Source organism: Acinetobacter piscicola, assembly GCF_015218165.1.
Classification (GTDB): domain Bacteria; phylum Pseudomonadota; class Gammaproteobacteria; order Pseudomonadales; family Moraxellaceae; genus Acinetobacter; species Acinetobacter piscicola_A.
Genome location: NZ_CP048659.1, coordinates 2013115 through 2034443, shown reverse-complemented (window position 1 = coordinate 2034443; position 21329 = coordinate 2013115). Strand labels below are relative to the sequence as shown.

Annotated in this window: 19 protein-coding genes, 1 pseudogene and 1 other annotated feature; of the genes and pseudogenes, 15 read left to right on the top strand and 5 right to left on the bottom strand. The window is 39.1% G+C overall.

The window, feature by feature from the left end; all coding sequences use genetic code 11:
• Positions 1-10 precede the first annotated feature (10 nt).
• Both G0028_RS09965 and G0028_RS09960 read right to left on the bottom strand, forming a co-directional pair.
• Complete coding sequence (locus G0028_RS09965) at positions 11-1042, bottom strand: LD-carboxypeptidase (protein ID WP_180046781.1); 1032 nt, start codon at positions 1040-1042, stop codon at positions 11-13.
• A 132-nt stretch (positions 1043-1174) separates the two neighbouring features.
• A complete protein-coding gene (locus tag G0028_RS09960) occupies positions 1175-1612 on the bottom strand; it encodes a DUF2147 domain-containing protein (protein WP_130073481.1) in 438 nt (145 codons plus the stop codon).
• Between the two features lie 348 nt (positions 1613-1960).
• Here G0028_RS09960 and G0028_RS09955 point away from each other — a divergent pair, with 348 nt between their 5' ends.
• On the top strand, positions 1961-2875 hold the full coding sequence (locus tag G0028_RS09955; protein ID WP_180046779.1) for a LysR family transcriptional regulator: 915 nt from the start codon (positions 1961-1963) through the stop codon (positions 2873-2875).
• A gap of 64 nt (positions 2876-2939) precedes the next feature.
• On the opposite strand, the gene G0028_RS09950 is transcribed toward G0028_RS09955, so the two are convergent.
• Positions 2940-3134, bottom strand: a complete 195-nt coding sequence (locus tag G0028_RS09950; RefSeq protein WP_130073483.1) for a heavy-metal-associated domain-containing protein — start codon at positions 3132-3134, stop codon at positions 2940-2942.
• 151 nt (positions 3135-3285) lie between these two features.
• Here G0028_RS09950 and G0028_RS09945 point away from each other — a divergent pair, with 151 nt between their 5' ends.
• The 7 genes from G0028_RS09945 (at position 3286) to G0028_RS09915 (ending at position 12239) form a co-directional block, all read left to right on the top strand.
• Positions 3286-5748 (top strand): heavy metal translocating P-type ATPase, encoded by a 2463-nt coding sequence (locus G0028_RS09945; protein ID WP_180046777.1) that lies wholly within the window; start codon positions 3286-3288, stop codon positions 5746-5748.
• Between the two features lie 64 nt (positions 5749-5812).
• Positions 5813-6214: a Cu(I)-responsive transcriptional regulator gene (gene cueR / locus G0028_RS09940; protein WP_130073485.1), complete on the top strand. Its 402-nt coding sequence runs from the start codon at positions 5813-5815 to the stop codon at positions 6212-6214.
• 457 nt (positions 6215-6671) lie between these two features.
• A complete protein-coding gene (locus tag G0028_RS09935) occupies positions 6672-7661 on the top strand; it encodes a putative oxygenase MesX (protein WP_180046776.1) in 990 nt (329 codons plus the stop codon).
• Positions 7662-7739: 78 nt separating this feature from the next.
• Complete coding sequence (locus G0028_RS09930) at positions 7740-8783, top strand: methionine synthase (protein WP_180046774.1); 1044 nt, start codon at positions 7740-7742, stop codon at positions 8781-8783.
• Between the two features lie 137 nt (positions 8784-8920).
• Positions 8921-9421, top strand: coding sequence for a flavin reductase (locus G0028_RS09925; RefSeq protein ID WP_130073488.1), 501 nt, complete (start codon positions 8921-8923; stop codon positions 9419-9421).
• A gap of 88 nt (positions 9422-9509) precedes the next feature.
• Positions 9510-10310, top strand: a complete 801-nt coding sequence (locus tag G0028_RS09920; RefSeq protein WP_180046772.1) for a sulfite exporter TauE/SafE family protein — start codon at positions 9510-9512, stop codon at positions 10308-10310.
• 606 nt (positions 10311-10916) lie between these two features.
• The gene (locus tag G0028_RS09915) at positions 10917-12239 is read left to right on the top strand and encodes a condensation domain-containing protein (RefSeq protein ID WP_180046770.1); all 1323 of its coding nucleotides are present in this window, start codon (positions 10917-10919) and stop codon (positions 12237-12239) included.
• 25 nt (positions 12240-12264) lie between these two features.
• Here the strand turns inward: G0028_RS09915 and G0028_RS09910 are convergent, their stop codons facing one another.
• The gene (locus tag G0028_RS09910; RefSeq protein ID WP_180046768.1) at positions 12265-13038 is read right to left on the bottom strand and encodes an SDR family oxidoreductase; all 774 of its coding nucleotides are present in this window, start codon (positions 13036-13038) and stop codon (positions 12265-12267) included.
• Positions 13039-13185: 147 nt separating this feature from the next.
• Between G0028_RS09910 and G0028_RS09905 the strand changes: the two genes are divergently transcribed.
• The 5 genes from G0028_RS09905 to G0028_RS09885 are packed head-to-tail and all read left to right on the top strand — an operon-like array spanning position 13186 to position 18230.
• Positions 13186-14412, top strand: a complete 1227-nt coding sequence (locus G0028_RS09905; protein ID WP_180046766.1) for an isochorismate synthase MenF — start codon at positions 13186-13188, stop codon at positions 14410-14412.
• 9 nt (positions 14413-14421) lie between these two features.
• Positions 14422-16260, top strand: coding sequence for a (2,3-dihydroxybenzoyl)adenylate synthase (locus G0028_RS09900; protein ID WP_227554713.1), 1839 nt, complete (start codon positions 14422-14424; stop codon positions 16258-16260).
• Complete coding sequence (locus G0028_RS09895) at positions 16161-16793, top strand: isochorismatase family protein (protein WP_227554809.1); 633 nt, start codon at positions 16161-16163, stop codon at positions 16791-16793. Before G0028_RS09900 ends, G0028_RS09895 begins: the two co-directional genes overlap by 100 nt.
• Positions 16790-17029, top strand: a complete 240-nt coding sequence (locus G0028_RS09890; RefSeq protein ID WP_130073495.1) for a phosphopantetheine-binding protein — start codon at positions 16790-16792, stop codon at positions 17027-17029. The genes G0028_RS09895 and G0028_RS09890 overlap by 4 nt, the downstream gene beginning before the upstream one ends.
• 34 nt (positions 17030-17063) lie before the next feature.
• Positions 17064-18230: a type III PLP-dependent enzyme gene (locus G0028_RS09885; protein ID WP_180046762.1), complete on the top strand. Its 1167-nt coding sequence runs from the start codon at positions 17064-17066 to the stop codon at positions 18228-18230.
• 66 nt (positions 18231-18296) lie between these two features.
• On the opposite strand, the gene G0028_RS09880 is transcribed toward G0028_RS09885, so the two are convergent.
• Positions 18297-18995 carry a DUF1826 domain-containing protein gene (locus tag G0028_RS09880; RefSeq protein WP_180046761.1) on the bottom strand — a complete coding sequence of 233 codons (699 nt, stop codon included), beginning with the start codon at positions 18993-18995 and terminating at the stop codon, positions 18297-18299.
• 213 nt (positions 18996-19208) lie between these two features.
• On the opposite strand from G0028_RS09880, the gene G0028_RS09875 reads away from it, so the two are divergent.
• A protein-coding gene (locus G0028_RS09875) for an IS3 family transposase (protein WP_194088711.1) occupies positions 19209-20428 on the top strand; the annotation gives its coding sequence in 2 pieces (ribosomal slippage) (positions 19209-19485 and positions 19485-20428; 1221 coding nt in all).
• Positions 19484-19600: a sequence feature (AL1L pseudoknot), on the top strand. Its footprint overlaps the gene before it by 117 nt.
• 107 nt (positions 20429-20535) lie before the next feature.
• A pseudogene (locus tag G0028_RS09870) lies at positions 20536-21236 on the top strand (IS3 family transposase); the annotation flags it as partial.
• Positions 21237-21329 lie beyond the last annotated feature (93 nt).

Sequence of the window (21329 nt, the reverse complement as noted above, 5' to 3'; positions counted from 1 at the left end):
TGAAAACGATTTAAAGTTTTTCTTGAAAGATGGAACAATAATCTGAGTCCTGAGGACAAGCAATATGTGCTTTTCCACCTAAAATAAAAGGTTTATTGATTTTTCCATGTCCAAAATAAGGATAATAATACACAGGAATTTGACTTTTTTCGGCAAATGTTCGAATCACTTCTTTGTAAATTAAACGTTCACCATCATTGGTTTTACTTGGATAAAACTGCCCAAACACGATGGCTTTAGGGTGAAAATCCTGCTTAAATAAAATTTGATGTAATAAGCGGTCAAGTTGTTTATAGGTGACGCTAATATCTTCAAGTAACAGAATTTTATTTTGCCAACGACGTTCATATTTGGTCGAAAATAACGTTTGTACGAGCGTTAAATTTCCCCCTGTTAAGGTACCTTGCTCAAAGTGGTTTTTTGCTGCGTGATTTAACGGTAAAAGCCCTTGATAATGCACACCATTTTGTAAGGTTGAAAAGATTTCATCAACTACATCTTTTTGATTTTCACTAGTATCATTTATATTTGTGATTGCTGCCGTTGTTTCAGTAGAAGCAGCAGTCGGTGCATTGATAATTTTACCTGTTGCGGCGGTGGTTCCATGAATACTTTTCCAGCCAATTTCATTGTTGATAAAATAATGAATGGCTGTTACATCACTAAAGCCAATGAGAACTTTCGGTGTGCTTTGCTTGATTGGGTTAATTTCTGCATGTAATTCAGGCAATAAATTTAAAGCCCCCGAGCCACCCCGTACAAACCAAAGATATTTCACGTGATCATTTTTTAAAGCAGCAATCAGATTTTTAGCGCGTTCATGGTCAGTGTTTACATAGCCAAAGTCTGAAAGCTGCTGGTTTAGATATTGTGTATTCACACTAAAGCCTTTACTTTCAAAAGCCTGAGTTATTTTAGGGATGTAACTTTCATCATAGGCAGATGAACTAGAAATGAGGTAGATCGTATCTTTCGCATGTGAAGAGATCGAAACGTAAAGTGAAATTGCCCATATAGATATAAATTTCAAACTTTTCATCATTTCGAGATCGACTTTATTTTCAAAGGTAGAATTGTATGCAAAGGATCAGTATTACAGCTAGATAAATTGCATAAATTAAACAATTTCACTGAGTTAAATATGTCTTTTGTCCACAGCAAAGATAGTGTAATCCTAATTTACCCTTAACCATGTTTGTGAACGTCCAAATGCAGATACACCGATAAAACCACGTCCTTTTAAAACTTGCCCATTTTCAGATAAATTGGCATTAAATTTATATGTTTTACCTGTTTGTGGATCTGTAATACTTCCCCCTGTATATTTCAGATGACCTGAGTTTTTTAAATTGGAAATGATCTTAAGTCCAATTAAAGGCTTATTTTGATATTTTCCGATACATTTTGTACATTTTTGTGCTTGGCTCGCTTCAAAAACTTTTTGAATGCTAGCAGACAATGTGCCATTAGCATTTTCTTTAAATTGGACAAGTGACATGGGTTTTTGTGTTCGATCATCGATGGTTTTCCATACCGTACCGTTTAAGGGGTCACTCGCATAACTGTGTACAGAAATCATAAATAAGGTCAACAAGCTGAAAAGAGGTTTCATTTTTAATCTCTTATAGGATAATAAGGACAGATTATTAAAAAAATATTGAGTTTTTTATTTAATGGCTGTTAATTTTTGAAAATTAATAGATGAATTTTGTATGTGTATAAAGCTTCGCTTTTTGTATAAATAGTAGGTTTAACTGCTGCGTATCAATAGATTGTTGATTAAATCTAAATTTTGAATATTCAAATCTTTGATTATTTCAAGATTGAATTGAATTTCTGTACTTAAGATTCATTTTTACTGAATAATTTTTTTTTATATCTAAAAATAGATTATTCTTTAATGTCAAATCAATATATCAACGATGCTTGATTCAGAAATTTTAAACAGGGATATATAGACATGGAGCTTAGACATTTAAAATATTTTGTGGCAGTGGTTGAGGAACAAAGTTTTACGAAAGCTGCTGAAAAATTATTTATTGCTCAGCCACCTTTAAGTCGACAAATCCAAAACTTAGAAGCAGAACTGGGTGTTCAGTTATTTGAAAGGGGCAGTCGACCCTTAATCACGACTGATGCCGGGGGATTTTTTTATAATCATGCTTTACACTTATTAAGTCAAGCCGATGAATTAAAAAGTATGACAAAAAAAATCGGTATGATTGATCGAACGATTACTTTGAGTTTTGTTGGATCATTATTATTTGGTTATTTATCTAAAATAATTTTTTTATTTAAACAAAGAAATGCTCATCTAAAAATTGAGTTGGTGGAACTGTCTTCAATTGAACAGGTGGAGGCATTAAAAAATCGAAAAATTGATATTGGTTTTGGTCGGATCAATTTTGATGATCCTGAGATTATTCGAACTAAATTACGAGATGAACCTTTAGTATTAGCGATACATGCTGGTCATCCATTAGCATGTAAGAAAGGTATTTTTTTAGAAGAATTGGTCGATGAAGATTTAATTTTTTATCCAAAAGATGATCAGCTTAATTATTCACATTATATAGCGACCTTATTTGAACAGCACAATTTAAAGCCTAGGCATGTGCGTTATGTACGAGAAATGGCTTTGGCATGTGGTTTTGCTGCTGCTGGTGATGGTATGGTAATTGTACCTGAAAGTGCTAAAAATATTTGTTTAACCAATTTGAAATTTATTCCTATTCTAGATTTGAATGCGATCACACATGTCGTTATGGCTGTTCGTAAAGAACAATATACAGAAGATATTAAATCTTTTTTTGATTGTATTTACCAAGTTTATGATTTAGAAGGGATTTCATATAATAAGCATCTCGGTTTTTGATCATTTTATGATGTAAAAAAGCCAAATTAGATGAACAGTTGGCTTTTTAATGAAGTGTAGCGAATTACTGAACTTTGGCAGGAAAACCATCTTCTGCTAAAGCCGCAGTTATTTGATCTGTACTCGCAGTTGTGTCAACAGTGACAATTTTACTTACCAAATCAACCTCAACTTTGGCATGGCTATCCACATCTTGAATGGTTGCAGTGACACCACGCGCGCAACCACCACAGGTCATATTCTCGATCAATAATTTCATGGTTATTCTCCAAGAGAAGTATCGTTTAAAGCAAGTCTAAACCTTAACACCATGGTAAGGTCAAGCTTTAAATCTATTTTTAAAATTCACTTGACCTTACCATGATGTCAATCTGTATGCTTAAAACAGAATTTTAAATGAGAGGTCAAATATGAGCTCACAACAGTATCAGGAAACTTTGTCAATTGAAGGCATGACTTGTGCCTCATGTGTGGGACGAGTCGAAAAAGCCTTGAAAAAAGTCGAGGGGGTAGACACTGCACATGTGAATCTAGCGACTGAAAAAGCCGTTATTCAATCATCTCATCCTTTAGACCGTGAATTGCTGATCAAAGCTGTGGAACGAGCAGGCTATGATGTGACAGCAAGCCCTGCCATTGAACTGACCATCGAAGGCATGACTTGTGCTTCTTGTGTAGCACGTGTGGAAAAGGCACTCAAAAAAGTGGAAGGTGTGCAACAAGCCAATGTTAATTTAGCCACTGAACAAGCTTGGATTCAGGCAGATGCCCATGTCAGCAGTGATCGTTTAATCCAAGCTGTGCAGAAAGCAGGCTATGATGCCAAACTTGTTTCAAGCAATAAAACTCAACAACAAGATAAAAAAAATAGTGAGTTACAGGAGTTAAAACGAGATCTCATTATTTCACTGGTTTTAGCCTTACCTGTTTTTATTTTAGAAATGGGTTCACATATGATTCCTGCATTTCATATGTGGGTGATGCATCATATCGGACAATATCAAAGTTGGCTGATTCAATGTGTACTGACGACCTTAGTGTTAATTTTTCCAGGGCGTAGATTTTATCAAAAAGGGATTCCTGCATTATTGCGCTTTGCACCAGATATGAATTCCTTAGTGGCAGTTGGAACATTGGCAGCCTATAGTTTTTCCTTGGTGGCTACATTTTTACCGCAGCTTTTACCGCAAGGTACAGTGCACGTTTATTATGAAGCCGCTGCGGTGATTGTGAGTTTAATTTTATTGGGGCGTTATTTTGAAGCCAAAGCCAAAGGACGAACATCTCAAGCTATTCAACATCTTATCGGTATGCAGCCAAAAACTGCCCGTATTCACCAAAATGGACAGATTCTAGAAGTACCCATTGCTAATGTAACGAGTGATCTTATTGTCGAAATTCGCCCAGGTGAGCGTGTACCTGTCGATGGTGAAGTTGTTGAAGGGCATAGTTATATTGATGAGTCGATGATTACAGGTGAACCCATCCCTGTTGAAAAATCTGTAGGTCAATCGGTTGTCGGTGGGACGATTAACCAAAATGGGACATTGAATATTCGTGCCACGGCGATTGGCGAAGCATCTGTTTTGGCACAAATCATTCATATGGTTGAGCAAGCACAAGGTTCAAAGTTGCCCATTCAAGCTGTAGTCGATAAAGTCACTATGTGGTTTGTTCCTGTGGTGATGGGTTTAGCACTGCTCACTTTCTTTGTTTGGTTAATCTTCGGTCCTGATCCTGCACTGACTTTCGCCTTGATCAACGCCGTTGCGGTACTGATTATTGCCTGTCCGTGTGCTATGGGCTTAGCAACACCAACGTCCATTATGGTAGGGACAGGTCGTGGTGCAGAAATGGGGATATTGTTCCGTAAAGGTGAAGCCTTACAACTTTTGCAAGATATAAACGTGGTTGCAGTCGATAAAACGGGGACATTGACCGAAGGAAAACCTACTTTAACTGATTTTCAAGTGATGGATAGTTTTGCTCGTGAGCAAGTTTTACAAATTGTCGCATCGGTTGAAGCCAAGTCTGAACATCCGATTGCGTTGGCAATTGTCGATGCGGCACAACAGGAGAATATCCATTTCTTGCCTGTAACCGCTTTTGACTCGGTGACAGGTTCAGGGATTCAAGCTGAAGTTGAGGGTCAAGCAGTCCAAATTGGTGCTGACCGTTATATGCATGAAATTGGAGTCAATGTCAGTGTATTTGCAGCCGAAGCTGCACGTTTAGGCAATGAAGGCAAAACTCCTATTTATGTGGCGATTGATCAAAAACTTGCCGCAATTGTTGCTGTTGCCGATCCGATTAAAGACTCGACCTATGCTGCGATTGATGCTTTACATCAACTTGGTTTGAAAGTTGCCATGATCACAGGCGATCACCGTCATACAGCTAACGCTATTGCCCAAAAGTTAAAAATAGATCAAGTCGAAGCTGAAGTTTTGCCTGATGGTAAAGTTGAAGTGGTGAAACAGTTACAGCAAAAATATGGTCGTGTGGCATTTGTTGGTGATGGCATCAATGATGCACCCGCATTGGCACAAGCAGATGTTGGTATTGCGATTGGCACGGGTACAGATGTTGCGATGGAAGCTGCTGAAGTGGTTCTTATGTCTGGTAATTTGCAAGGCGTACCCAATGCAATTGCGCTGAGTAAAGCGACTATTCGTAATATTCAGCAAAACTTATTTTGGGCATTTATTTACAACATTGCCTTGATTCCCATTGCCGCAGGGATTTTATATCCAAGTTTTGGTATTTTACTGTCACCAATTTTTGCCGCAGGGGCGATGGCGCTGTCTTCCGTATTTGTCTTGGCTAATGCATTACGTTTAAAATATTTTCATGCACTTAAATTTGACGCATAAAAAGTCTTATATTCAGAGTTTAAATGCTTGGATTTAAACTCTGAATATTTATTAGGAGTGGAAGATGAATATCGGTCAGGTGTCTAAACAGTCAGGCATTTCCAATAAAATGATTCGTTATTATGAGCAAATCGGCGTGTTGGATACAGCAAAGCGTGCGGCTTCAGGTTATCGTATCTATTCAGAACAAGATTTAAAAACCTTAAATTTTATTCGACATGCGCGTGATTTAGGTTTTTCCTCTGAGCAAATGAAAGAATTATTATCGCTGTGGAAAAATACCGAACGTCAAAGTGCTGAAGTGAAACAACTGACTTTACAGCATATTCAAGTGTTAAATGACAAAATTGCCCAATTGCAAGCGATGGTTGACTTACTACAACATTCTGCGAATTGTTGTTCTGGCAATGATCAGGCAGATTGTGCGATTTTAAAAAATATTGAGTTGGGTGCTGTTGAAACGTAAAAGCTGTATTGAGCTTGAGTGACACAATATTGATATTTTTTCATCTTAGCAGTATGGACATCCCCCGTTTTTACAATGATCATTGGTTTTTTTCACCCCAATTCAACATGATATTCATGTATCTATTTTAGAAAATGGCGCATTTGAATCGTTAATTTTTTACATAGCATAAATGTAAATACTCAAAATTTCATAAGATTGATCAGTAACAACGTATTTATTGCAAGAAGAATAGATTTTTTATTTGCCTATGGGTGAAAGTTTAATTTATAAAAATAATTAATTATTTCAATGTTTTATAATTGTATTTTTAGGTTTTGTTGTTTCATTTTTATCTTACATGAATTTTACTCAGCTTTACCTTAGATTAAATCATTTTTATTCATCTTGGCTTTGAAGTATAAATATCCTCATTGAAAACATTTAAATTTATTTTTGAAATTCGGTGGTATTTCCCATGAGTAACGCATTTGCATGTTCACTTAAACGTATTCGTTTTGATGAAAACTATAAACCAGCTGACAGCACACGTCTGACCACTAATTTTGCCAATTTGGCACGTGGCGAACACCGTGAAGAAAATCTGCGCCGTACCTTGGCAATGATTAATAACCGTTTTAATAGTTTGGCTAGCTGTGACAATCCGAATGCTGATCGTTATTCACTTGAAATCGATATTATTTCTGCCGAGATTGACATTGAGGGCAATGGTCAAACTTTCCCATTTATTGAAACTTTAAAAAGCACCATCATCGACCATAAAACCAATGAACGCATTGAAGGTATGATCGGCAACAGTTTTTCATCGTATGTACGTGACTATGACTTCAGCGTGGTATTGCCAACTCTCGGCTGCAAATTCAATGAAAAACCTGAAGATTTTGGCGATTTACATGGCAAGCTGTATCAGCACTTGATCAATTCAGAGGTATTCAAAGCTGAATTCAAAAAACAACCTGTCATTTGTTTAAGTGTTTCAACGACAAAAACCTATTATCGTACTGCAAATGTACATCCGATCTTAGGCGTGGAATATACCAATGATGACTATTCACGTACTGATGAGTATTTTGCAAAAATGGGCTTAAGCGTTCGTTATTTCAAACCTGAAAATGCGACTGCGCCATTGGCATTCTATTCTGCTGACAACTTACTGAGCGACTATACAGATTTTGAATTGATCAGTGCGATCAGCACCATGGAAAGCTTCCAAAAAATCTACCGTCCTGAAATTTACAACACCAATGCGACAGCAGGCTTAGTGTATCAACCAAGCTTAAGCTTTGGCGATTACTCATTAACCCGTATTGTGTATGACCGTGTTGAACGTGGTCAGTTGGCGGTTAAACAGGGCAAATGGACGGAAGAAAACTTTATTAAGCCATATCAAAACATTCTGAATGAGTGGGCTGCCAATTTTAATATTGAAAATGCAGACGCAGCTTAATTTTAAATCACGTAAATAGATGAAACACGGGTGAGTTAAACCACCCGTTTTAAAGAAAATAGAGATAGAAGATCGAATATGGCTCATTCAACACATCAAAAGTTACTCCCAACGTCAACTGCTGGCAGCTTACCTAAACCGTCTTGGCTGGCTGAACCAGAAAAACTGTGGTCAGCATGGAAACTTGAAGGCGAAGAATTATTAGATGCAAAACGTGATGCGTTGAAATTATCTTTGCATGAACAAATCCATGCAGGCATTGATATTGTGAGCGATGGTGAACAAACCCGTCAGCATTTTGTGACCACATTTATTGAACATCTTGAAGGGGTAGATTTCGAAAAGCGTGAAACGATGCGTATTCGTAATCGTTACGATGCAAGTGTACCGTCTGTGGTTGGTGAAGTATCTCGTAAGAAAGCAGTGTTTGTTGATGATGCAAAATTCCTACGCAGCCAAACCCATCAGCCGATCAAATGGGCTTTGCCTGGCCCGATGACGATGATTGATACTTTGTATGATGGTCATTACAAGAGCCGTGAAAAATTGGCTTGGGAATTTGCTAAAATCCTGAATCAAGAAGCTTTAGAGCTTGAAGCGGCAGGCGTGGATATTATTCAATTTGATGAACCTGCGTTTAACGTATTTTTTGATGAAGTCAATGACTGGGGGATTGCGACCTTAGAGCGTGCGCTTGAAGGTTTGAAATGCGAAACTGCAGTTCACATTTGCTATGGTTATGGCATTAAAGCCAATACCGATTGGAAACAAACTTTGGGTAATGAATGGCGCCAATACGAAGAATCATTCCCGAAACTGCAGCAATCGAAGCTCGATATCATCTCGCTTGAATGCCAAAACTCTCGTGTACCCATGGATTTAATCGAACTCATCCGCGGTAAAAAAGTGATGGTTGGTGCCATTGATGTCGCAACCAATGTGATTGAAACACCTGAACAGGTTGCAGATACCTTGCGTAAAGCTTTACAGTTTGTAGATGCAGATAAGCTATATCCTTCAACAAACTGCGGTATGGCGCCTTTACCTCGCCAAGTGGCGCAAGGCAAACTAAATGCGTTAAGCGCAGGTGCAGAGATTATTCGTCAGGAATTAGCTCGATAATTCAACATTTAACTTATATGTAAAGTTCCTTTTTCTAAAACGAAGAAGGAACTACAAAGCAATATTTACATCTGAACGGCACAGTATTTTTAACATTACAGTCAAATACAGCGTTTTAGGCGAACAGGAACACGGTCATGGTGAATGCAACAGACTTTAAAAATGCAATGTCTTCGTTAACAAGTGCGGTCAATGTGGTGACCACCGTTGGCGAATCTGGTTTTCATGGTTTTACAGCATCTGCTGTGTGCAGTGTGACGGATACACCACCGACATTATTGGTCTGTATGAATAAGTCATCACGTTCTCATACGCATTTTGTTGAAAATAAAGTGTTGACGGTAAATGTGCTCGGTGCCCAGCATGAAAAACTGTCTAATGCATTTGCTTCATCTAAACTCAATTCAGATGAGCGCTTTGCTTTGGGAAAATGGACTGAGCTTGAAACAGGATCACCTGTGTTAGCTGATGCTTTGGTTAGTTTTGATTGTGAAATTTCAGATATTCAGGAAGTGGGAACACATACGATTTTTATCTGTCCAATTGTCGCAATTCAAAAGAATCAAGAAGATCAGGCTTTGGTTTATTTTAATCGTGCTTATCATCAAGTGGGTCAAACACAGGTTGAAATTGCTTAACTGTGTATGAATGCAATTGGCTATAGAGGTTTCTTGTTATAGATATTTCTCACTTCATTTTTTAATCCCTTTTAAAAGTTAGTATCTTGTGGAACTCATTATATTTTTAGTCATCGGGGCTTTGGCTGGTTTTGCAGCAGGGCTGTTTGGCGTCGGTGGCGGCACCATCATTGTGCCATTGTTATACATTGTCTTTACGCAAATGGGCTATGACCCTAATGTCATCATGCATTTGGCTTTAGGCACGTCATTGGCGACGATTATTGTTACATCAATCAGTTCACTTATGGCACATCATAAAAATGGCGCTGTGATTTGGCCTGTATTTAAAAATTTAGCCCCGCCGATGGCGATTGGCTGTTTTGCAGGTGCTGGGATAGCAGGTTGGCTGTCAGGTGTACATTTACAATTTATTGTTGGTTTGTTTTTACTTTGGGTTGCCTACAATATGTTTATGGGCGCTAAAAAAGCGGTTGATTCCACCAAACAGTTACCCTCTACAGCAAAGCAAATGGGTGCTGGTGCAGGCATTGGGATTGCCTCGGCAATTTTTGGTATTGGTGGAGGAAGTTTAACGGTGCCATATCTGACACATTATGGTGTCGTCATGCAAAAAGCCGTAGGAACATCTGCAGCATGCGGTCTCCCGATTGCCATCGCTGGTGCTTTGGGCTTTATGGTCTTTGGTATGAATGCACAAGTGAACGTGCCAAATACCATTGGTTTTATTCATGTTTATGCTTTTTTAGGCATTAGTATCATGAGTTTCTTTACCGCAAAATACGGTGCAAAAGCAGCACATGCTTTATCACCAAGCGTATTAAAAAAATGTTTTGCTGTGTTATTACTGTGTGTTGGAAGCTTCTTTTTAGTCAAAGGTTTTTTTTAATATTTTGATGCTCAATGAACGTTTCATGTAATATCGTTTCAACAAATGATTCCTTCTCCTCTTAGGTTGCCTCGGGGCTTACGCTAAGAGGAGAAGGGGGGTTGTGATCAATTCAGTGTGGTCATCATCACTTGTTGAGCTTTTCATTAGGCTAATGATAAAATTTTAGAAACAAAAATTCAGTGACGATGACCGTGACCCATCCACTGATCATTAAGATTAAAATAATTTCAAATTTTAAATTCACATTTATGCCTTAAAAAAATCACGGATCGTATACGTGCTTGTAATCGTTTTTTACCTTTAGCCCAAATGATTTTTCTTTGTTCATTACGTGTGGGAAGTATCGTGCTGAGGGAATAGATCTCGACATGTGTCGTCTACTCTTTGAAAAAATGTGGTTCAAGGTCTCATGATTTAACCATCGAAAACGAATCATGTTGGTTTATTGTAATGATAATAAATATCATTTGCAAATAATAATGATTATATTTAATAATTTACATCAATGCTTCCGACACAAAAGTATTCATCATTTTTCTTCAATATATATCGTTCAAATTTTTATAGATCTTGATAAAAATTGTTTGATTTAGGCAATGACTCATGCAAAAAATGCAATCTCTCGTTCCCTTAACTCGTGCACAACACAGTATGTGGAAAGGGCATCATTATCACGGCAGTTATCCATTTCATACCGCAGAATGGTTGGTGATCGAAGGTCCGCTTGATCGGGAAATCTTTCACCAAGCCATTGCATCTACGTTCAAAGAAGCCAAAGCATTACATTGGCGTGCGCTTGACATAGACGGTAAAGCCTACCGCGTTGATGATGTCGCTGTACGAGCAGCACAATTTATTGATTTATCACATTTAGATGAGCAAGCTGTTTTAGCTTGGGCAGATCAAGCCGTTGAACCACCGTTCGATCTCAGCACAGGGCATCTCTACGATTATATTTTTGTACACTTGGATGATGAAAAATACGGTTTATTTTTTAGAGCACATCATGTGGCATTGGATGGTTATGCCTATGGGTTGATGATTCATCGTTTTTTAGATTATTACCAATCTTTAAAAAATTCCACGGCATTGAAGAATAAAGCTTTTGAGCATTTTGATCGCTTTTTGGCAGAGGAACAGCGTTATTTACAATCGCCAAAAGCGCAGCAAGATTTAGCATTTTGGCGTGAAAATTTTTCCAACGAACTTGCTCCAAAGAAACGCCTCAAACGAAAATTAAAACAGCCTTTTTATCAAGGTCCTCGCTATGAAGATGTGATTGATTGGGAAACACAGCAGCACATGAATGATTTAGCTGCACAACTAAAATTACCTAGTGCGATGGTGGTAATGGCAGTCATGATGCGCTATTTAACCAAACAGTCAGGAGATCTTCAGCAATGTTTTGGCGTGCCCATGATGTCACGTTTAGGTACGGCGGCGATGCGCATTCCATGTTTAGTAATGAATATTTTGCCTTTACGTTTGGCAGGTACAGGACAGGAAAATCTAGCGCAAACGGTACAACTATTAGCACAGCGTTTTAATGAAATTCGTCCACATCAGAACAGCTATTTTGAGCAAATGCGTTATGTGCTAGACGGTTTTGAACCAATGGAAAATATTTTATTTGGTCCGATTGTCAATTGGATTCCTTATCCTTTGCCTGAACAATTTGAAGGGTGTAAATTAACCAAAACGACCATTTCTGCAGGTCCAATTGAAGATTTTGATATTGCCATTACCAATAAATTTGTCGATGGTGTCGAGCGTCTATACCTTGCTGTAGATGGTCACAAAGAACTTTATGATGTCGAGGCTTTAGCTGAATACTGGCATGATTTTATGCGGATGTTACGCCTATGGTTACAGCAACCTGAGCTAAAAGCAGACGATTTAACAATTGAAAAAAAACTGCCAGAGTAAATCTGGCAGTGGTGCTGGAAACTCATCAAACCCCAAGTGTTGCACCACCATCTACGACGAGTTCATGCATGGTGATTTGTTTGGCTTGATCTGAAAGTAAGAACAAAACAGCGTTGGCAATATCTTCGGGTTCAGCCATTTTCCCGAGTGGAATACCATTACGGTATTGTTCAAGATTTCCTTCAACAATGCCACGTGGTGGTTGCTCATCTGTCCATAATTGTTTTTGCATTTGTGTTAGGGTTGAGCCAGGCAATACCAAATTACAGCGAATACCATGCGGTGCAAGTTCTAAGGCAAGATTTTTAAAATAATGACTGACTGTGGCTTTGGTGGTGGCATATAGTCCCATATTCATACGTGGAATCAATGCGGCATTGGAGCTGATACTGACGATAGCCCCTGTTTGATGTGGCATCATTTGTTTGGCAACCCACTGTGACAATAGCGCAGGGCCTAGAAAATTGATGGCTAAATTATGCTGCCATTGGGTGGCTGTAGTATCGAGCAAACTGCCCATTTCCAAGATACCCGCAGCATTGACCAAGCCTGTAATGGTTTGATCAGCCCAAGGTGACTGTTGAATCTGTTCAATCAAACCATTTGTTTGAGCAATGTCATGCGCAATCGCATAAAAATTTTGTTGTTGCGATGGCGTAATTTTCTGCATGATTTCCCATGCTGTAAGTTCAGGATTGAGATCAATTCCAATCACTTGATGGTTTTGTTGCAGTAATTTCGCTGCAACAACAGCACCAATACCTTGTGCGGCACCCGTCACAATAAAGACTGAAGACATATTTAAGTCCCTCTGATTTTTACAAAAGATAACAATAATCATTAATAAATGAGAATAATAATCATTATAGTAGTTGCGTTCAGCCCCTAGAGTCAAATGGCTTTAGGCTGAATTGTTAAAAACATAACTGAAAATGCGAGAGCAAATATGTTGCCAGTAGAACCATCAGTATTTAAAAACATGATTGGAATAACCAAGGAAGATTTAATTGAAACCGATGTCGCAGGGTTTGTATTTGCAACACCTACAGGGGCAATTTCAAGCCAAAAGTTACTTGAAAATATTCAATTTGACCGTAATACGGCACTTTCTTTCGAGCAGCAGCAACAGGCATGGTTGCAACATGCACAACAAAAACTTCAACAAAAAATTCAGCAAACAGGAAATGCTGAACTGATTTTGGTTGGGAGTTTACCTTTTGATCATCGTGACTTACCTGAGATGTCCGTTGCTGAAGCGAAAAACAGCTATGTCAGTGATGGTTTAGCGCATTTAGCCGAAAGTAAAGGGCATTCAAACGTTCAAGCCACGTTGGTACCGCCACAAGTAGATTATGTCAACGGCGTGGCTAAACTCGTGGAATTGATGAAAAAGACAGACTTAGAAAAAGCCGTGTTAGCGCGTGCGATCGATCTAAACAGTACGCATAAATTCTCAGTGGTTAAATTATTCTATCGTTTATTTCATAACAATCCCGAAGGCTATACCTTTGCTTTGGCGCAAGATCCGAAAAAATCAGGTTGGTTTATGGGAGCAAGTCCTGAATTACTGGTTGCCAAACAAAATCAATATGTCTTTAGCAATCCTGTTGCGGGTACCTTAGCAAGAAGTGCTGACCCTCATGAAGACCAAGCACAGGCACAGCGTTTACTCGCATCGAACAAAGATCAACATGAACATGCAGTGGTGATTGAAGCTATTGCAGATCAGCTTTCACCTTTATGTCAAAGTTTAACGATTCCAAAAACACCATCGCTGATTAAGACTCAAACGGTATGGCATTTAGCCACACAGATTAAGGGCACATTGAAAGATCCTGAAATGCATGTTTTTGATCTTATTTCTATTTTACATCCTACACCTGCGGTATGTGGTCAACCTGCACCTTTAGCACGTCAGTTAATTTCAGAACTAGAGCCCTTTCAAAGAAATTTATTTGCAGGAACCATGGGCTGGAGTGATGTCCAAGGCAATGGTGCGTGGGCAGTAAATGTACGTTGTGGTCGTATTTTTGAACATTCCGCGCGCTTATATGCGGGTGCAGGAATCGTGGAGGCATCGCAACCGACCAGTGAATTAAATGAAACTATTGCCAAGTTTAACACCATGCTGAATGGCTTAGGTTTAAACGCTGATCAACTCAGCTATCAATAAGGTGAAGCCATGTCTGAATCAAGCGTATTAGAACAAAAGCTGTGGGATGGCATTGTGCAATATCCACCTGAGTTTGTGGACAAATATATTGCAAAGGGGTATTGGCGTGGGCAAACCTTAACTGAGTTTTTCATCGAATGTGCAGATCAATATGCCGAGAATACCGCTTTAATTTGTGGTCAGCGTCATTTTAGTTATCGTCAATTACAAGAACGTATTGATGCGTTCGCCGTCTATTTAACACAAAAAAACTATCAAGTTGGCGACAGTGTGGTGATTCAACTGCCCAATATTGCAGAATTTTTTATTGCTTATTTTGCTGCGTTACGAATTGGTATGCGTCCTGTGATGAGTTTACCTGCGCACCGTCATGCAGAAGTCAGTCATTTTATTACCCAAACGCAAGCAAAATTGTATATCTGTGCCGATCAATTTATGGGTTTTGATTATCGTAAATTAGCGCGTGAATGCTTAAATCGTTGTGAAAGTTTAAAACAGGTTTTAGTGGTCGGTGATGTAATGGGTGATGAATCATGTTTTGAAGCATGGCCAAATACACAGGCATTTCAAACACCGTGTGTGATTGCACCTCAAGTGAGCGCGCGTCATGTCGCATTTTTTCAATTGTCGGGTGGTAGTACAGGCACACCAAAATTAATTCCACGTACACATGATGACTATTTATATAGCGTGCGTGCCAGTGCGGAAATTTGTGAACTGAATCCTCAGACCAAAATGTTAATGGTGCTGCCTGTAGCACATAATTTTAGTCTAAGTTCCCCAGGCTCATTGGGGCTGTTCTATGCAGGTGGCACGTTGGTTTTATCGCCAGATCCTTCAGTAAGCACGTGTTTTGCGCTGATTCAACAGCACAAGATCTCACATGTGGCATTGGTTCCTGCCTTGGCTGCAACATGGGCAGAAGCTGTGCAAAAAGGTGCAGACAATATCTTCGCTCAATTAAAAGTTTTACAAGTGGGCGGTGCCCGTTTGGCAGATGCTTTGGCACAACAACTGATAGAACAATATCAATGCCGTTTACAACAGGTTTTTGGTATGGCTGAAGGCTTGGTGAATTATACCCGCTATACAGATGATGTTGAGCAAATCATTGCTACACAAGGCAGTCGAATCAGTGCGGATGATGAAATCAAAGTGGTCGATGATGATGATCAAGAACTGGCTCAAGGTGAGTTAGGACATTTACTGACGCGAGGGCCTTATACCATTCGTGGTTATTTTAATGCACCAGAACATAATCGGAATGCATTTACTGTCGATGGTTTTTATCGCACAGGAGACTTAGTACGGATTAATGCGGCTGGCAACATCATTGTGGAAGGGCGTAGTAAAGAGCAAATTAATCGGGGCGGTGAAAAAATCGCGACCGAAGAAGTTGAACAAGTCTTAAATCAGCACCCTCAAGTGATTCAGTCGGCGTTGGTGTCGATGCCTGATGCAATGTTAGGTGAAAAAAGTTGCGCTTATATTCAATGGCGTAGCGATGCACAAGACCCGAGTACAACACGCTTAATGATGCAACTTCGACAGTACGTTCAAAACTATGGGTTGGCGATTTATAAGATTCCTGACCGTATCGAATTTGTTGCCGATATGCCTTATACCGCTTTGGGTAAAATCGATAAAAAAAGCGCTCAGACAACGTTTAGTGGCGTAAAAATATTTTTAAATTTTATAAATTACAAGGTAAATCACACATGGCTATTCCACGTATTGCAAGTTATCCGATGCCACAAGCACAAAATTTCCCAACAAACAAAGTCAACTGGACGCTTGATCCAAGTCGTGCCGTACTATTGGTGCATGATTTACAACAATATTTCTTAGATTTTTATGATCAAAGCCAAGCCCCTATTCCTGAGTTGATTCAACATTGCCGTCAGTTGATCGATCAATGTCATGCGCAAGGCATTCCTGTGTATTACACCGCTCAACCTGGCGATCAGAGTGTAGAACATCGTCAATTATTAACCGATTTTTGGGGCAAAGGCTTGGCTGCAGATCCGAATATTGTGCAGATTATTCCGAGTTTACAACCTACAGCACAGGATATTGTGTTGACCAAATGGCGTTATAGTGCATTTAAGAAAAGTGATTTTGAACAACGCATGAAAGATGCAGGGCGTGATCAACTGATGATTTGTGGGGTGTATGCACACATTGGTTGTTTACTAACTGCCGCTGAAGCCTTTATGTTGGATATACAAGCCTTTTTAGTGGGGGATGCGCTCGCAGATTTTAGTTTAGCAGAGCATGAAATGGCACTGAAATATGCGACAGGTCGCTGTGCCAAAGTCGTAGATACAGCAACGGTATTAACTGAATTGCAAACAGAAGCACTCACGATGGAGGCTGTATGATGCATGCAGATTTAACTTTGGAAGGACTGCGTCAAACCATTGCCAAACAACTCGAAATCGACGCAAGTGAAATTCAAAATGATGACAATTTATTCATGCTCGGTCTTGATTCGGTGAGCCTGATGACCTTGGTTGGCCAATGGCGTGAACTTGGTATCAGTGTCGAATTTCAAGATTTAGTTGAAGAACCTACGCTGCAAGATTGGCAGTGCCGTTTAAAACACAATCTCGCTTGATTCAAGCGCCACAAAAAAAGCGAGTAAATGTTTGATGAACTTAGAAAATTATTATTCTTCACAACAATGGCAAAAAATCCAAAATTTTGCTGCAAACAAACCGAGTCCATTTTTAGTGGTGGATTTAGAGCGAATTGAATTTAAATATCAGGAACTGCAAGATAGCTTTCCCAAAGCACATCTATTTTATGCAGTCAAAGCCAATCCAAGTTGTGAAATTATTCAACGTTTAGACCAACTGGGTTCATATTTTGATATTGCCTCCATTTATGAATTAGATCGCGTGATGGCATGTGGTATTGGCGCTGAACGTATTTCCTTTGGTAATACCATTAAAAAAGCAGCAGATGTGAAATATGCATATGACAAAGGTGTTCGCTTATTTGTGACCGATGCACAGGCCGATTTAGAACAAATCGCGCAATTTGCACCCAATGCTCGAGTATTTGTCCGTGTGCTAGTAGAGTCGGGTACGACTTCAGATTGGCCATTATCACGTAAATTTGGTTGTGACCCTGATATGGCGATTGATCTGATGGTGAAAGCCAAACGGATGGGGCTACAACCATATGGCGTATCTTTCCATGTTGGCAGTCAGCAAAATGATGTCACGGTATGGCGGACTGCACTGAAAACCGTAAAGCATGTGTTTGAGACCCTTGAGCAACAACATGGCATTCAGCTTGAATTGATCAACGCGGGTGGTGGTTTTCCTGCACAATATTTGGCAGATATTGATAGCATTCAAAGCTATGCACAGCGAATACAAAGCTATTTAGATGAATATTTTCAGCAAAAAATCACGCTGTTTTTAGAGCCAGGACGCTCACTTGTGGGGGATGCGGGTGTGATTGTCTCAGAGATTGTCCTCATTGCACATAAATCGGAGCAAGATGAAAAACGGTGGATTTATACCGATGTTGGGGTATTTAATGGCTTAATTGAAACATTAGGGGAAATGATTAAATATCCGATTTATACACCCAAAATGCAGAATAATATTGCAAAATCTAACGTCATTTTGGCAGGCCCAACCTGTGACTCGACGGATATTATGTATGAGAAAATCGCTTATCCTTTGCCGCAAAATTTGGTCATGGGAGATCGTTTATATTGGCTCAGTACGGGTGCCTATACCACATCTTATGCATCCGTTGAGTTTAATGGCTATCCACCATTAAAAACCTTTTATTTAGAGTAGCATGTTGATTTAGAACAAAATTAACCCAATCCGCTGATGATTGCATTATCGTATTGGGTTAATGCATTAACAAATTAACAATAGGCGATATTCATCTTCATTTTCCTGAGGCGCGCGATGCACACAAGGCAAAACATGTTGTGTTGGATGGTCTACAGCTAAACGCCAAAGATGTCCTAGACCTAAATTGATTGGTTTGGCATCTGCTTTAGGTTCATAATGTAGATCAAAGAAATATTCTTCAAGAAAGTTTTCAAATTCTGCATCTGTACCATCATGAAGTTCTTTCAGTTTTGCTCTAATTTCAGGGATCAAGATTTTTTGCTGAACCTGAGCATTGGGTAAAATATCACTCGCAGCACCATAATAAGTACATAAAAAAGTATCTGTTTCAATGGGCGAACGGTCTACATGATAGGAATAGACATCGGTTGAAATAAAATCAAGCTCATTGTCACGTTCATAATTTTTTAATAGATTGAGACACGGAGAAGCACCAAAATCGGTCAGTAGTTGTATATCATTGATGATGCGTTCTCGGGCAAGATGGGCATTTTCTGTGAGTTTTAAGGCACACAGATCATCCACAGAAACTTCGGTAATATTTTCAGTCAATTTAAGTTTGTTGACAATTTCTTTAAAATCACCAACTAAATTTCTTTGCCAACACATGGCGTTGACAGCGCCGTGAAACTTTAAGGTGGTGAGTTCAGAAAAAGTAGAAACCACATCAATTTGATGGTGATCAAAAAGTGTATTTTTCATATCAGAATTAAATGGATAAATAACGTTGCATCATACACGCAGCGTCTTATAAATGGAAAATGAGATACGGATATGATGTGTATATAGATTGGAATCAATAGGTTTGCTTTTTGACTATTGTTTATATATAAAAATCAACCAGTTTAGCATTCCACCTGAGAAGTGAACCGTACCGGGTTTGTCGGAGACCAAGCTTTCTGAGAGAATGTCCCGATGAAAAAAGTAAAATATACCCCTGAAATCAGAGAAAGAGCGGTTGAATTATTGATTGAATCCGAGAAAGATTATCCATCGAATTGGGCTGCGATCACCGCTATTGCTCCCAAGATAGGTTGTACTCCTGAAACTCTACGTGTTTGGTATCAAAAATATTTAGATAAACAAAACCCAATTAAAGTACAGCAACTTTCAGATCAAGAACGTATTAAACAACTCGAACGTGAAAATAAAGAACTGCAACGTGCTAACGAAATTCTACGTAAAGCAGCCGCTTTTTTCGCCCAGGCGGAGCTCGACCGCCCACACAAATAATGGTAGATTTCATCCATAACAATAAGGCGTTATATGGTGTTGAGGCGATTTGCAGGATTTTACCGATCGCGGCTTCTACCTATTATCGAACACTAGATTTCGTTGAAAACCCAGAACATCGAGCAAAGCGAGATCTACATGACTTGCATCATGCTGAACAAATTAAACGAATTTGGAAGGAAAGTTCAGGTCGATATGGTGTGCGTAAAGTTTGGCAAAAATTGAAACGTGAAGGCTATGTTATTGCTCGCTGTACAGTTGCTCGATTGATGCAAAAACTAGGTATACAAGGTGTTTGGCGTGGTAAGAATAAACAAACTACCCGTAGCCGAGAGGATCAAAAACGAGCAGATGACTTGGTGAAACGCAATTTTAGTGCTGATCATCCTGACCAGCTATGGGTCGCTGACTTCACGTATATTCAAACAAATTCAGGTTGGGTTTATACTGCATTTATTATTGATGTCTTCTCACGAGCAATTGTTGGATGGAAAGTATCGACACGGATGAATACAGATATGGTGCTCGATGCACTTGAGCAAGCGTTACATGCTCGAGACATGCCAAAGAATGTGATTCACCATAGTGACAGAGGGGTTCAATATCTTTCCATTCGCTATACCAATCGTTTAGAAGCAGCAAATTTACGAGCATCAGTCGGTACGACCGGTGATTCATACGATAACGCTTTGGCTGAAACAGTGAATGGCTTATACAAAACAGAGGTGATTGAATATTTAAAAGCAGACTGGCAAGGTTTAGCGGATGTACAACTTGCGACATTAAATTGGGTAGATTGGTTCAACAAAAAGCGTGTACACAGCGCATTGGGTTATGTATCGCCTTTTGAGTTTGAAGCAATGTACTATGATAAGATTAACCCGTTAGGTCACGTGGCCTAACTTAAATAAAAAGTCTCCGACAAACCCGGTACGGTTCAAAGTGATGTGTGCTGATAAAAATGGAGACTTTAACTTGGTAAACTAAACTTACTCAACAGGAGTTTACCATGAGTAAAAAGCAAAAAATTTATACAACAGAATTTAAAGCTGAAGCAATAAAAGCCATTGAAGAAAACAAAGGTAATGTTTCCGAAACAGCACGACAACTCGGTATTTCCATGCAAACGCTATCGAATTGGCATAAAAAAGCAAAGGCAGGAACATTAGCTGGCACACAACAATATTCGCCTGATCTCGTTGCTCTACTCGAAGAAAATAAGAAGCTGAAACAACAACTTAAAACTTCCGAAATGGAAAGAGAATTTCTAAAAAAAGCAGCGGCGTACTTTGCCAAGGAAAATCAGTGAAGTACGCTTATATGAAAGAGCATAAAAACACATATCCAACAATAATGATGGCTAGGTTGCTAAAAATTTCAATATCAAGGTTTTATGATTGGTTAAAGCGGGGCTTAAGTAAACGAGTTATTCAAAGAAACCAACAGACCATCTTGGTCAAAATTGCCCATCAAGAAACTAAAGAAAGTTATGGACATATTCGCTTAACAAGGTATTTACAGTCACAAGGCATTCAAATTAGCGAGTATGCAGTACGTTGCATTAAACAGCAGAATCATCTGTATTGTAAGCGTCATAAGCGTTTCAAAAGGACAACAAATAGCGATCACAATCGTTCTGTTTACAATAATTTGTTAGAGCAAAACTTTATAGAGACTACCCCAAACATTGCGTGGGTAAGTGACATTAGTGTGCCGCAGCAAGCGGCGTAAGAGATGAGGGTATGGCCCCTCGCTATCGGCTTGCAGGAGCAGGTAGCAAACCACCATAAGCGGCTTGGATCA